General features: G+C 55.5%; 11 protein-coding genes and 1 riboswitch. Of the genes, 1 reads left to right on the forward strand and 10 read right to left on the reverse strand.

From position 1 onward, the window contains the following. Nucleotides 1–11: 11 nt before the first annotated feature. Nucleotides 12–869, reverse strand: a complete 858-nt coding sequence (locus HY868_20275) for a MurR/RpiR family transcriptional regulator (protein MBI5304481.1) — start codon at nucleotides 867–869, stop codon at nucleotides 12–14. Between the two features lie 259 nt (nucleotides 870–1128). Continuing rightward, a riboswitch (cyclic di-GMP riboswitch) is annotated at nucleotides 1129–1209 on the forward strand. 122 nt (nucleotides 1210–1331) lie between these two features. On the opposite strand from HY868_20275, the gene HY868_20280 reads away from it, so the two are divergent. After that, on the forward strand, nucleotides 1332–4403 hold the full coding sequence (locus tag HY868_20280; GenBank protein ID MBI5304482.1) for a lamin tail domain-containing protein: 3072 nt from the start codon (nucleotides 1332–1334) through the stop codon (nucleotides 4401–4403). Nucleotides 4404–4924: 521 nt separating this feature from the next. Here HY868_20280 and HY868_20285 read toward each other — a convergent pair. The 9 genes from HY868_20285 to HY868_20325 all read right to left on the reverse strand — a co-directional run bounded on the left by HY868_20285 (nucleotide 4925) and on the right by HY868_20325 (nucleotide 14094). Beyond that, nucleotides 4925–5848 carry a cytochrome c gene (locus HY868_20285; protein ID MBI5304483.1) on the reverse strand — a complete coding sequence of 308 codons (924 nt, stop codon included), beginning with the start codon at nucleotides 5846–5848 and terminating at the stop codon, nucleotides 4925–4927. Continuing rightward, nucleotides 5841–7388, reverse strand: coding sequence for a polysulfide reductase NrfD (nrfD, locus tag HY868_20290; GenBank protein ID MBI5304484.1), 1548 nt, complete (start codon nucleotides 7386–7388; stop codon nucleotides 5841–5843). Before nrfD ends, HY868_20285 begins: the two co-directional genes overlap by 8 nt. A 131-nt stretch (nucleotides 7389–7519) precedes the next feature. After that, entirely contained in the window at nucleotides 7520–8413 is an 894-nt protein-coding gene (locus tag HY868_20295) for a 4Fe-4S dicluster domain-containing protein (GenBank protein MBI5304485.1), read from the reverse strand. A 91-nt stretch (nucleotides 8414–8504) separates the two neighbouring features. Beyond that, nucleotides 8505–8852, reverse strand: a complete 348-nt coding sequence (locus HY868_20300; GenBank protein MBI5304486.1) for a hypothetical protein — start codon at nucleotides 8850–8852, stop codon at nucleotides 8505–8507. Then, nucleotides 8852–9364 carry a cupredoxin domain-containing protein gene (locus tag HY868_20305; protein ID MBI5304487.1) on the reverse strand — a complete coding sequence of 171 codons (513 nt, stop codon included), beginning with the start codon at nucleotides 9362–9364 and terminating at the stop codon, nucleotides 8852–8854. The genes HY868_20300 and HY868_20305 overlap by 1 nt, the downstream gene beginning before the upstream one ends. A 165-nt stretch (nucleotides 9365–9529) precedes the next feature. Then, a complete protein-coding gene (locus tag HY868_20310) occupies nucleotides 9530–10189 on the reverse strand; it encodes a response regulator transcription factor (GenBank protein ID MBI5304488.1) in 660 nt (219 codons plus the stop codon). After that, nucleotides 10186–11688 carry a HAMP domain-containing protein gene (locus tag HY868_20315; protein MBI5304489.1) on the reverse strand — a complete coding sequence of 501 codons (1503 nt, stop codon included), beginning with the start codon at nucleotides 11686–11688 and terminating at the stop codon, nucleotides 10186–10188. Before HY868_20315 ends, HY868_20310 begins: the two co-directional genes overlap by 4 nt. 103 nt (nucleotides 11689–11791) lie before the next feature. Further along, nucleotides 11792–13300, reverse strand: coding sequence for an AMP-binding protein (locus HY868_20320; protein ID MBI5304490.1), 1509 nt, complete (start codon nucleotides 13298–13300; stop codon nucleotides 11792–11794). 14 nt (nucleotides 13301–13314) lie between these two features. Then, nucleotides 13315–14094, reverse strand: coding sequence for a cyclase family protein (locus HY868_20325; GenBank protein MBI5304491.1), 780 nt, complete (start codon nucleotides 14092–14094; stop codon nucleotides 13315–13317). Nucleotides 14095–14317 lie beyond the last annotated feature (223 nt).

Raw genomic sequence — 14317 nt, forward strand, 5'->3', positions numbered from 1 at the left:
TCCTAATGGGATCATTCCATTAACAACTTGCCCGCGCGATAGGTGGCATCCACCTCGCGTAAGGCGCGTGCGGTTTCTTTGGGACGGGCGAAGGAGAGCGAAGCAATGAACGCGTTGATGAGTGACATCATACTCGTCAGCGAGAGTGCATGCGCCGTGCCATCGGTCGCGACTTGGAATGCATAATCGGCGCGTTGCGCGAGCGGCGAAACGATGCTGTCGGTGATCGCGATACGCGTGGCACGAACGCTCTCTGCGCGTTCCATTGCCGCGACCGTTTCCGCAACGTAACGCCAAACGCTGATGGCGACGAGAACACTCGTGCGCTCGAGGTGCCTGAGTTCCAAGGCGAGTGGAATGCCGCCGTTCAGAACCACACGCGCATCCAACCCCATCACCTTCAATGAGTGCGCCAAATAGAGCGCCGGCGCAGCGGAGAGTCCCGCACCGATGACTAAAATGTCGCTCGCTTTGGCGAGCGCGGTAACGGCAGAGGCAAAACGGTTCAAATCGAGATTCTGGAGTGTGGAGCGAAGATTTTGCAAATCGAGGTCAAAGGTTTGTGCGACGGCTTGATGCTTGCTCAGAATGCCTTTGCCTTTTTCGATTTGTTGAACTTTGCGGATGTAGGTAGGCAAACTCGCGCGGACAGCGGACTGGAGGTCTGGATAGCCATCGTAACCGAGGGTTTGGCAAAAGCGGACGACGGTCGCCGCGCTGAGGTTCGTCTTGGCGCCGAGTTCGGCTGCCGAGGCAAACGCGACGAAAAGACCGTTCTCCAAAATATAGCGCGCTAACTTTTTGTGGGAGCGGCTCGAGTGCGGCAAACTGGCGGTGATGCGATTCTCCAGCGAATCAGATTCAGTCATCGAATCTCGATTGGACATTTGCTCGCGAGTATATCACAAAACGAGCACAGATGCAATAGATATTTCAGATTTAAAAAATGTGCAATAAACGTTACAAGGCGACGGAAAACGCCCCTCTCCCTCGCAGAGAGAGGGGTGGGGCGAGAGTGAGCACGACTTTGCACGCGCCCTGACCCCACATCCGACTCCCCTTGACACAATCAAAGGCGTCCTTTATACTTTGTGTCATCGTCGGGCGATATCCGCCCGGCACTCTACTCGTGGCGGGGCAATGAAGCCTGGCTTCCAGTTGGACGCTTTGAGTCAGGTGGAGCGAATAGCGTAACCGACCGTGTTCACGATTGTTGTGTGGCACGGTTTTTTGTTTCGCAAAGATTTTTGGAACCGAGGTGATGCCGATAAGAATTCCTGGAACGTATCGTGTTGGTCCATCCAATCAAAACCAAGAGGAGGAAAGCGCAAATGCGTCCCTTCAAGTTCAAAATTCGACGACCCAGTTCCGTCGTCCTTTCGCTTGCTTTGGCGCTTCTATTTCTGATTGGCATGCAACCTCAACCGATCTTCGCTGTTTCGCCGAACGTCGTAATCAGCCAAGTGTATGGCGGCGGTGGGAATAGTGGTGCGCCATACACAAACGATTTTGTCGAGTTATTCAATCGCGGAACCACGACCGTTTCGCTGAGTGGTTGGTCAATTCAGTACACCAGTGCGAATGGCACCGGTAACTTTGGCTCGGCGACCAACCTAATCACGCCCTTGTCGGGTTCGCTTGCGCCAGGTCAGTACTTGCTGGTGCAAGAAGCATCCCAGGCAGCAGTTGGCGCGCCACTACCAACGCCTGACGTGACAGATGCTACGCCGATCAACATGGCTGCCGGGGGTGGCAAAGTTGCGTTGGTGAACACGTCCACACCACTTGGCTGCAATGGCAGTTCAACCCCGTGCACGCCCGCCGCGCTGGCGACCATCGTTGATCTGGTCGGTCTCGATGGCGCTAATTTCTTCGAAGGCTCGGGGGCGGGACCTACGACTAACAACACGACCTCTGCGTTTCGCGCGGTTAACGGATGTACGGACACGGACAACAACGCCGCCGACTTTGCCGCTGCCGCGCCAAATCCTCGCAACACGGCTTCTTCGACGTTCAATTGCAGCGGTACAGTAGTTAGCAGTACCAGTCCTGCCAATAACGCCATCAACGTGGCAGTCAATGCGAATGTGAATATCAACTTCAACCAGGCAGTGATCGTCACCGGCAGTTGGTTCGGCATTTCCTGCGCGACCAGCGGAGCGCACCCAGCCGCGGTCAGTGGCGGACCCCAATCGTTTGCCCTCGATCCCAACACCGATTTCGTCAATGGCGAGGTTTGCACGGTTACGATCATCGCAAGCCAGGTCAGCGGCATGGCGGCGAACCATGCTTTCTCATTCACGACGATTCCGTCTCTCGTCGCGATTCATGACATTCAGGGCGCGACCCACATCTCACCAAAGAATAACATGCTCGTCGCGACCACTGGCATCGTGATCGCCAAACGAAGCAATGGCTTTCACATTCAAGACCCGAATCCCGATAGCAACCTAGGAACGTCGGAAGGGCTTTTCATCTTCACGAGTTCAGCGCCCACCATCAATGTCGGCGATGCAGTCTTTGTGACCGGCACGGTCAAAGAGTTTCGCCCGGGCGGTGCAGGTGGCTTGGGCAATTTGACGACAACGGAAATTGACAACCCAGGTCGCGCGGTCACGGTCCAGTCGAACGGCAATCCACTGCCAGCGGCAACCGTCATCGGCGCCGGCGGGAGAGTTCCGCCGACCACCGTCATTAACGATGACGGTACAGGCGATGTCGAGAACAGCGGCTCGTTCGACGCGGCAACTGATGGGATTGATTTCTACGAAAGTCTCGAGAGCATGTTAGTCCAAGTCAATCAAGCGGTCGTAGTGGGACCCTGGACGAACTTTGGCTCGAACCGTGAAATTCCGGTCATCGGCGACAATGGCGCGAATGCCAGCGTCCGGACCGCGCGTAGCGGCATCATCATCCGCGCGAACGATTTCAACCCAGAGCGAATCATCCTCAACGACTTGATAGCGGGTGGTCCGACGTTTGCGTCGGCAAATGTCAACGACAAGTTCCCCGGCGCCATCGTTGGCGTGATAGACTACTCCTTCGGCAATTTCAAGTTGCAAGTGATTTCGATGCCAGCGGTTTCCTCCGGTGGCTTGACGCAAGAAGTGACCGCTTCTCCCACTGCCTATCAACTCAGCGTTGGCACGTTCAACGTCGAGAATCTTGCCCCAACCAATCTGCCTTCCAAGTTCAGCACGCTGGCGACTCTGATCGTCAATAACCTAAAAGCGCCAGACATCATCGCCGTCGAGGAAGTCCAAGATAACTCTGGCGCGACCAACAATGGCATAGTAGATGCGACGACGACATGGACGATGTTGATCAACGCGATTACAACCGCCGGGGGACCTCCGTACCAATTTCGCCAGATCGATCCAGTCAACAACCAGGATGGCGGCGCACCGGGTGGCAACATTCGCCAAGGATTCTTGTTCCGCACTGATCGCGGGCTAACCTTCGTTGATCGTGTGGGTGGGACTTCGACCAATGCAACGGGAGTTACCGGAAGTGGCGCCAGCACACAACTCACTTTCAGCCCAGGTCGAATTGATCCAACCAATGCGGCGTTCACTACCAGCCGCAAACCTCTCGCGGGCGAGTTCACCTTCAAAGGCGACAAGGTGTTTGTGGTTGCGAATCACTGGAACTCAAAGGGCGGTGATCAACCTTTGTTTGGTCACTTCCAACCGCCTTCGCTTGTTTCTCAAGTCCAGCGCGACCAGCAGGCAACAATCGTCAAGAACTTTGTGAGCTCACTACTCGCGGCGGATTCCAATGCAAACGTGGTCGTGTTGGGAGACCTCAACGACTTTGAGTTCTCGAATCCGCTCAACCTCTTGAAGAGCGCCCCGTTGAACGACCTGATCGAAACCTTGGCGCAGAATGAACGTTACACATACGTCTTTGAGGGTAACTCACAAACCCTCGACCACACGCTTGTGAGCAACGGCATATTCGCTCGCCCGCGCGCCTTCGATGTCGTTCACGTCAATTCCGAGTTTGCCGCTCACGCAAGCGATCACGAACCCCAGGTATCGCGCCTGTGCGTGGATCGCACCGCGCCGACGCTAAATGTTGGCGTCTCCCCCAACTCGCTGTGGCCACCGAATCACAAGTATGTGGATGTCAAAGCAACAGTGACCAAGAGCGACAATGCGGACCCCAGTCCGAGTCTAGCGTTGGTCTCGGTTACCTCCAATGAACCGGACAATGGTCTCGGTGACGGCGATACCGCCAACGATATCGTGACCGTGGACGACTTTAATTTCAAGTTACGCGCCGAGCGGTCAGGCAACGGCAACGGACGCATCTACACCATCACTTACAGATTGACTGACGCGTGCGGTAATGTCACGACAAAGAATGCGACGGTGAGTGTGCCACTTAACCAAGGCAACTAGACGGACCGCCTTCAAAACAACTAGTCGGGTGTGTGAATAGCACACCCGACTTTCAAATCCCATCGCAGAGGACAATACTTTCGCCAAAAACCAGGTTTCTCGGAGAAACCTGGTTTTTGACATCGAGTCCCAAATTTTGCGTTTGGGGGCTGGGTTTGCGTCTGATCGCGATGGTTTCTCTTTCTACACTGAACTACCTTTGGGGTCATGACATTTGGCGCAACACGCCTTGCAATAGTCGGTGTCGAATGGCTCGGGATGCTGGGGACCTTCGTCAAGATGCCAAATCGTGTTGCCGTGACAATCGGTACAGTTCGTGTCAATTTTCGGTTCTGATGTTTCGGCGCCGATTTGGAAGGTCATAAAACCGATCGCGGGTCTGCTCACATCAGGCAATTTGCCGGCAACGGGCTAGATCCATACGTAGACCATGTACGTCCCAGCGGGCAGACCCTTCACATCGTCTATTGGAGCGATGTAGATCGCCACATCCATATAGCATGATCGCGAAAATTACACTGTCACCTTGCTCTCGTCGTCCATGTGTTCTCGCGCTTTGCGCTCGACCCAGCTTTCCAAATTCCGACTACTTGCGACACGACGTAGCCGTACGCTGACCACACACCCAGCACGACAAGCGCAATGATCAGCGTCGGCACAAGCGGCGGATTCGGTGTTACCAAACTACCTTCGGGCGGCAGTAACGGCTCATCGCCGACCGATAAGCGCACGCCGCCGAGATTCAGAGGGCTTGATGCTGACGCAACTACCGGTTGTTGGAGAACGATTTTGCCGGCGCTTGATCCCAGGTTCTTGTCGCCCTTGAAATTCACATCTACTTCGCGCGCGGCTTCTGGCACTGCGCCTAGAAAGAGCGTTGCGTTACCAGAGTTATCCGTCTTGACTGTTCCCAAATCCAGGTTACCCAATGTAGTCACGCGCGCAAATGCAACCGACGCGCCGACCACCGGCGAGCCATCGTTTCTTTGCAGTAGCGCATTCACCAACGCACTACCTTCGGCATTGGTCGCTTGCGTAACCGTCATCCGAGTCTGGGCGTACGCGGCGTCTGTCGTTGTTGACTCTGGGGCGGGCGCGGGCGCTGATGCGCTCGACGCGGTGCGTGAACGCAGGTACGCCACAATGTCCGCAATTTGAGCATCACTCAGCGAACCGCCTTTTGCTTTGCTCCACGCCGGCATACCCTTGGCGACAATGCCTTCGCCGGTAATTTGCGCGATGGCGTCATCGCTGTGACCGCCCAAGTACTTTTCGTCGCCGATGGCGGACGCATAGCCGCCCTTGCCGCCGGCGCCGTGGCACGCCGCACAGTACGTCGCAAAAGTTTTCGCGCCCGGCGGATCGTCCGCTCGCGCGATGGGCGCAAGATAAACGGACAACGAGACCAGCGCGACGAATAGCGCCAAAATTTTTCGCCTAGACATTCGCGCCTCCTTCGGCAACGTGCGCGGTCACTGGCGTGTGCGCTTCTTCCGATGTTTCCCAGATCGAAACGACCGGGAACATTTTCGAAAAGAGCGTGTACAACAGAATGAACATCGCGAACGCGCCAGCGGTGATTGACCACTCGACCCAGGTTGGCGTGTACTGCGCCCATTCCGACGGCACGTTTTGAATCGGAATGCGCGGGTTGTAGAGCGTCGGCACAATGATAATGTAGCGTTTGAGCCACATCGCAATGTTGATCAAAAGCGATGCCGTAGCAATCGTGGCGAGCGGATGACGCTTCATCACCGGCAACATGAGCCAGAACAAGCCGCCGAGCGCGATGACAATACTCAACACGCGCAAGGTGGACCAAAGAGAAGTAACTTGAAAATCTGCCGATGCGCCGGTGGGCGCAAATGCCATCACCGCGAACACCGCGACGGCAGCCATCGCGGCAAGTGGACGCAGTACCAGCTGTGCGGCAGATTGCTTTGCCGCGATCTGGATCAGGTTTGGTAATGCCAGCATCAGACCGGGAAAGATAAACCCACCCAGGATCATTGCCCAGAAAATCGGGGCAAAATCGCCGACGAACAACATTTGCACCACGCCTTGATCGGCGACATCGTTGCCATAGGTCATCGTCAGATATTCGCTCAAGGTAAAGTAGATGTACACCACATCCATCACGAGCAGCAGGAGACCCAGGTTGCGAAACACTTTTTCGGTGAGGTACGCTTCCAGATGATACACGCGGCGGAAGATCACCATCGCGATCAAAATCGCGGCGATGCCGGAGAAGATCGCGCCGACGACAAAGTACGGACCGAAAATCGTGCTGTGCCACCCGGGACGCATCGTCATGCCGAAAATCCACGACACGACGGTATGCACTGACACCGCGACCGGGATAATCAAAACTGCCATAATCCCGACGCCTTTTTCCAAGCGGCGTTTTTGTTCCGCGTCACCGCGCCAATCCAACGATAGTGTACGATAGATGAATCGTTTCCACGCCGGCGCGTCGGTCAACCGATCGCGACACTCTGCCAGGTCAGGAATCATTGGCAAGTACAGATACAACATACTGCCGGCGATGTACGTCGTGATCGAAATCAAATCCCAGAGGATCGGCGATTGGATGCGCCCGTACTGCAAGAGATTGAGCAAGCGTTCGGGATGACCCATGTCAATGATAATCATCGGTCCGCCGATCAACAGCGCAAACACCGTGATCGCTTCCGCCATGCGCGTGATGGGACGACGCCACTCTGCGCCAGTGACGCGCAGGATCGCGGAGATGAGCGTGCCGGCGTGGCTGATACCGATGAAGAAAACAAAGTTGGTCATGTAGATGCCCCAGAAAATGTAATCGCGCAAACCGGTGACGACGAGTCCGTCGCGCAGTTGTACGGAGTACGCATACGCCGCCCAGCCAATCACGGCGAACAAAATCGCGACGAATCCGTAGAATTTCCAACTGTTCGATCTCAATGGCTGAAATAAAATGTCTTCTTTTTGTAGTTGACGAAACATGATGCCTCCAAAATTACTAACTGATGTTACGCGGTGTCATTTCGAGCGAAGCGAGAAATCTCGGTTTTCGCAGGAGATTTCTCCTCGCTTCACTCGTCGAAATGACATCTTTGCGTAAGGTGAGATAGCAATTATCCTTTGGGTGCCGGATATATCCGGTCGCGCGGCGGGAGATACCACACGCGCGGCTCGGTGCCCAAATCTTCCATAAAGCGAAAGCCGCCTTTCTCGCGAATCAATTGCCTGAACGAAACGACCTCGCCCGCGTGATTCGCCACCGCATCTTCTAGTTGATCGCCGAAATAAATCGCGTCCATCTTGCACGCCGATGCGCACGCGGGCAGTTTGCCTTCGCGTGCGTTCGCTGGGCAAAAGATACATTTCTCGACGACGCCTTTGCGGTGCGGATAATTCCACTCGACCGAATATTTCTGCGCGACTTCCTCGGCGGTGTGCGGCGGCTCCGCCCAGTTGAAAAACCGCGAGCCGTACGGACACGCGGCGATGCAATAGCGACAGCCGATGCAGCGATCCTGATCAATCAACACGATGCCATCCTCGCGCTTGAACGTTGCGCCCACCGGGCATACTTTGGCGCACGGCGAGTTGTCACACTGCATACACGGACGCGGAAACCAGTACGCGCCGGCGATTTTGTTATCGCGATTCTCAAATACCTTGATCCACTCTTGACCGGGTGGCACAAAGTGCATCGCACTGCACGCCGCCGTACACTCCTTGCAGCCATCGCATTTGGCGAGATCAATGACCATCACCCAGCGATGCTTGCCGGGCGCGGCGGCAAGCGCGTCATGCGCGCGATGCATCGGCTCGCCGCTTGCATCGAGCAACTCGCCGGTCGTTTGCGCGTTGGCGCGAAACGCCGGAATCCGCGCAACCGTCGCGCCGACCGCGTTCAGCAAATCATCGAAGGTATGACTGCGCGCCGCGCCGAGCGTGGTCGCCGCGCCAGCCAACAGTGCGCCGAGTTTCAAGAATTGTCGCCGAGAAAATCGAGGTGCCATATTTGTCCTACTCCTCAGAGAGATTTGTGACGGATCATCCTTGCGAAGGTTGTTTGGCTCTGACGCTTTGCAAGGTTTTGCGCATCGCGGATCACACCGGCGCGCGGATCGCCGCCACCAAATCCTGGGTCGTGACCATGCGCCGTTGTTCCTGGTGATAAATGTGCAACTGATTGTCAATCAAACTCAGGTGAATGATTCGCAGGTTCTTCCTTTCGTACGCGAGCCGCGTAAGCCCCATCATTAACTTGATGTCCGCACCGTCGCCGTTGCCTTCGACCAGAACCACGTCCGGGTCGAGCGCGCGCACTTGCATCAGCGCAGTGTGCGGGTCCGTCTCCAGACCAACCAGGTCGAATCCTTCACGGCGCAACACGAGATTCACGGCTTCGCAGACGAGCCGGTTCACACAAATCAAAAAGACGCGCGGGCAATCCATTAGCGACCTTCTTGCTTGGCGGTGAGACGCAACCCCAGCGAGTCGGCAATGATGTACGCACTGCCCATCACCAGACCAAGAATGAGGATGAGAAAATCCATTTGCAAAGGAAATGATTTTTGCGGCGTGGTCTGCGCGGCAATCACGTTGACCATCCCGCGCTTGGCGTGATCCGTCTGCTCACACTCGATGCGATAAACACCTGGCTCGAGCGTGAATTGAACGGGCTGGGATGTGTGGGAACCGATGACCGGGCTTGCGGCGACATTCGCCTTGTCGGCGCTTTCGTAGGACTGAACGATCAATTTATGCGGCAATTCGCCGGCGTTGGTGATCACCAGTGTGACCGCTTTGCCCGGCGCTACGACAAATTGCGACAGATTGATTTGATAATCCTTGAGCGTCACTTGGACAATTTGGGGCTCCGCCGATGCGCCCGTGTTGCCGGCGACGACGAACACAAGCAACAGCATAACTGTTACTGCGATCAAGACCTTGACCGGATGTGCCATTCTTCCCTCCCCTCGACACGCGAGGTCTGCCGAACCTCAGTGTCCAACACCAGAGTAATCCTTCTACGCGTCGAGGACAATCGTCTAGACAATGAATGCACAACAAAAAAGACGCTCACTTTTGAGCGTCTGGCTACGACAATCTGATTACGCGTGTAGTTAAATTCACGACACGCGGTCGAGTAAACCTTTACGCATGGCGTACTGCATCAGTTCAGCACGACTATGCAGGTTCAGTCGCTGCATGATGCGCGTGCGGTGAGTCTGCACCGTGCTGGGGCTAATGACCAACTTGTCGGCGATGGCTTGGTTCGTATGTCCTTCCGCGATCAATTTGAGAACCTCGCGTTCGCGCACCGTCAAGCCGTCGTAACTGTTCTTTTCCTCGCCCGATTGCACCCGCGCGAGATAATCGTTGACGAGCCGGCGCGCGACCGACGGATACAAGAACACATCGCCGGCATAAACCGCGCGAATCGCCGCGAGCAAATCGGCGGACGCGGCTTTTTTCAACACATAGCCCGATGCGCCGGCGTTGAGCAACTGGAAAAAATATTCGTCGCTCTCGTACATCGTCAAGCCGATCACGTGAATCTGCGGAAAATCGCGCTTGATGGCGCGCGTTGCCTCCAAGCCATTCAGGTGCGGCATCGCAATGTCAATCAGTACGACATCCGGCTTTAGTTCGCGCACCTTGGCGACCGCCTCCTGCCCGTCCGCCGCTTCACCCACAACTTGAATGTCCGGCTGCGCCTCCAGCAAAATCCGCACCCCTTCGCGCACGATGGTGTGATCGTCCGCCACCAAGACTCGAATTTTGTTCATCCCTCTTCCTTCATCCTTTGCGTTGGCATCGTTATCACAATCCGCGTCCCGCGTCCTGGGTGTGAAACGATTTCAAAGGCGCCGTCGGCGAGCGTCGCGCGTTCTTGCATGCCGAGCAACCCGAATCCGCGACCATCCTTGTCAGAATTGAACACCGTCGTTGGATCGAAACCGCGTCCGTCATCTTGAACGACGACTTGTACCGCCGCATCGCGGAATTCGAGCGCGAGTTCGACGTGTTGCGCTGCTGCGTGATTCGCAATGTTGTTGATCGCTTCTTGCGCGATACGAAATAAGGCGATTTCTAATTCGGGCGGAAGACGCCGCGCCGTACCGTGCACGGTCACTTGAACCGCGACGCCGCGCGGAACAAGATGTTCTTCCGCATACGACCGCATCGCGGCAATCAGACCCAGGTCGTCGAGGACAATCGGACGAAGATCGAGAATCAATTCATGCGTTTGCTCCAACGCGCGCGTCGCTAGAATTTTCGCGTTCAATAGTCGTTCTTTCAATCCATCCAATTGCGGTGGCAGCGCGCCCTCCGCGGCTTCCATGCCCATGGTCATCGCGCTGAGCGCCTGACCCAATTGATCGTGTAAATCGCGCGCGACGCGTTTGCGTTCCTCTTCCTGCGCGGAAATCAGTTTGGCGAGCAACTGCCCGCGCAAATTTTCCTTGCGCCGCAATTCCTCATTCAAGCGTTCGAGTTCTCGCGTGCGTTCGTTCAGCCCTTCCGCCATCTGATTGAAGGACGCGGCAAGTTCGCCGATCTCATCGCCGCTGTGCACACTCACGCGCTGTGACAAATCGCCGTGCGAGAATCGCTTGATCGCTTCGACCAAGCGTTCAAGTTTGGTCACGACCATACGGCTCATCAGCGCATTCACCACCAAGATCGTCGCGAGGATTGCCGCTGCCGACCAAGCGATATTCGTGTTCAAATCTACCGCGAGCGAATCGTCAACCGCTTGCATCGAAACATCGGTAATCAGGACCCCATTGAACGCATCTTGCGGTCTGTGACACTGCTGGCACTCGGGCAGGTTCACTATCGGTTTGCAGTTGCGCAAAACCCGTTCGCCTTGTGCGTTTACAAAAATAATACTGAAAGGATGCTGCGTAATCTCGGGGCTGTGACACTCAACGCAACCGGGGTCAATGCGTTTGAACACAGTTCCTACATTGCGCTGTTGCGGCGCAAAGCGAACCTCGTTGCGCGGGTTCATCAAGAACACTTCGCGGATACCGCCCTGTTTGGCGATGTTGTCCATGATGATTTGGATTTCCGGCAAGTCCTGCGTCAGCATCGCGTGCTGCAAACTGCCGACGATGACGTTGCCGAGATTGGTGGTCGTGCGGTCGAGGTTGGCAAGCAGAAGGTCACGTTGACGAATGTACTGGAGATATGAAAACGCGCTGAGGAGAACGAGCAGAGGAAGCGCAATGCCCGCGGTGATTTTGAAACGCAGACTATATAAAAAACGTTGTGATCGCATCGGCTACGTGCTCCCGTCACGAGTCATCCGGATCGCTGCCATGCGTTAAGACTCCTCAACCGGAAACTATGGTATACCACACCGATCCCGCGCAGGGCATTTTTCACATGCTACTTTTTAACTTTTGCTTTTCAACTTTCCCCATCGCGTTACGCGGCAACGCATCGAGAAACGTGATTGTGCGCGGCGCTTTGTAGCGCGCGAGATGGACGCGGCAGAACTCGATCAAATCTTCAGCGCGCGCGGCGTGATCCGCGCGCGGCACCACGAACGCGACCGGCACTTGACCGAGCGCGGCATCGTGCGCGCCGACGACGGCGACATCGAGAATCGCCGGGTGAGTCAGCAATAATTCTTCGACTTCGCGCGGATAAATGTTATAGCCGCCGCTGATGATTAGGTCGGAGCGACGACTTAATAGCGTCAAGTATCCGTTAGTCGGGTCGCGTTTGCCGAGATCGCCCGTCCGAAACCAACGATTGCCTTCAGCATCGGTAATAAATGATTCTGTCGTTTTTTCCGGCGCGCGCCAATAACCTCGAAAGACATTCGAGCCGCGCAACAAAATTTCGCCGACCTCGCCATCGGACAAGGCGTTGCCGCGTTCATCACCCACGCACGCCGTGACGCCCGGCAACGGCACGCCAACCGTGCCGGGAATCCGCGCGCCCGCGTAGAGATTTGAAATGTTCATCACCGTTTCCGTCATACCGTACCGTTCGAGAATCTTGTGCCCAAAGATTGTTTCAAACTGCTCAAAGGTCTCCACGCCGAGTGGGGCAGACCCGGAAACGAACAAGCGCATCTCTGGCAATTGCACGCGATTCATGCCGCGCTTGTGCGCTTCTTCGATGAGTCGCACGTACATCGTCGGCACACCCATGAACAATGTCACGTTTTCATTCATTAACGCATCCAGCGCGCGATCCGCTCGAAACGTACGCTGCAAAATCGTCGTGCATCCCACCGTGAGCGCGCCGTGCAACGCAACGCCGAGTCCATGGGTGTGGAAAAGCGGCAACGCCAACAAAAGTGTATCGTTCGCCGTCAATGCCCAGGCATTCGCTAGCCCGGTAATATTCGCGACAAAATTATCGTGCGAAAGCATCGCGCCTTTGGAGCGTCCGGTCGTCCCGGATGTGTACATGATCGCGGCAAGGTCCTCGCCGTCCACGCGCACGTCCATCGCCTCGGCGGATTCGTGCGCGATCAATCCGTCCAATTCTTCGGCGAGCAGAATGTGTTCAACCGATTTCAACTGGGGGCGCAGCGGCTCTAGAATCTGTGCCTGAGTTCGATCCGTTAAAATCACGCGCGGCTCGGCATCGTTGACCATGTGCGTGATTTCCAGATCGCGATACTGGGTGTTCATCGGCACGAGCACAAGACCCAGTTTGAGATTCGCGAGGTGGGCGAGAATCAATTCAACGCTGTTGCCCAAATAAAAGCCGATACGATCACCGCGCTTCAATCCCAAGCGTTGAAACGCGCGTGCGACGCGATTCGATTGCGCGTCGAGTTCGCCGAACGTCAGCGCGCGCGCTTCGAAACGGAGCGCCATCTTGTCGGCGCGCGCGACAAAGTGGATGCGAAACAGGTCATGTAAGTTCATACGAGAATCTCACGTTACACGAACGCCACCGCGCGGCAGAACGCCGCCTCGCCGCCTTTGAACTTCCAGGGAAACACGCCGAGCGTGATGCGCTGATTATGCAATTCCTTCAAGCCAATATCGCCGCCGAGGTTCTCGACGTGGATGCAGTCGTGTGGAAAGAGCGCGTTGTGCGTCAATTGATACGCCGAGTCGGGAAACAGTTCGTCTAGCTTGTCTTTGCCGAACTTGGCTTCAACTTTGGCGCGCACTTTTTGCCAATGTTCCAAGCCGCCCTTGCCGAGAAAACGACCGATCGGCAAATTCATCGGATGATCGGTCGAGATCATGTCCACGCCCCAGATGTGAATCTTTTTCTTCAAGAGCCAATCGCAAATACTGAAATGCGGACCGGGATGACGTTGGATGTATCTTTCTTCGTCCGCGTCTTCGCTGAGGAACGAGTACTTGTGCCAGCCGGTATGGAGGAGCAGAATATCGCCCTCGCGCACGTCGGCGCGCTTTTCGATATCTTCGGGTCGAAAGATATCCAAATCGTCCAGCATGTCGCTCAAGTCAACAATCACGCCGGGACCATAACACCACTCTATCGGAATCTGGTCTATCGTTTTGCCTTTGGTGACAAAGTGACGCGGCGCGTCGAGATGCGTGCCCATGTGATTCGAAGTCATGATGTATTGCGCGTTCACACCATGCTCCGATTTGCGTTTGATGTATTTCACTTCGAACGGTGGATAAAAGGGCCAGAACGAACAGTCCTGGTTCAACGGTTGAGAGAGGTCGTAGATTTTCATGGGGACTCCTTCGATAGAAAGTAATTGGTAATTGGTAATTAGGATTCGAGTCAGGTCAAATCTTTTTCGTCAAATAGTACCGATCCAATGAAATCGTTGTACAAAAAGCAAAGAATTTTGGGACGCGGATTCACGCGGATTTTCGCGGATAAGAAAAATATCCGCGTTCATCCGCGTTCATCCGCGTCCAATAATTTGTTTGGTTTCGGCTTGTCCGAGTTAG

The sequence above is a fragment of the Chloroflexota bacterium genome (assembly GCA_016219275.1).
In the GTDB taxonomy this organism is placed as follows: Bacteria; Chloroflexota; Anaerolineae; order UBA4142; family UBA4142; genus JACRBM01.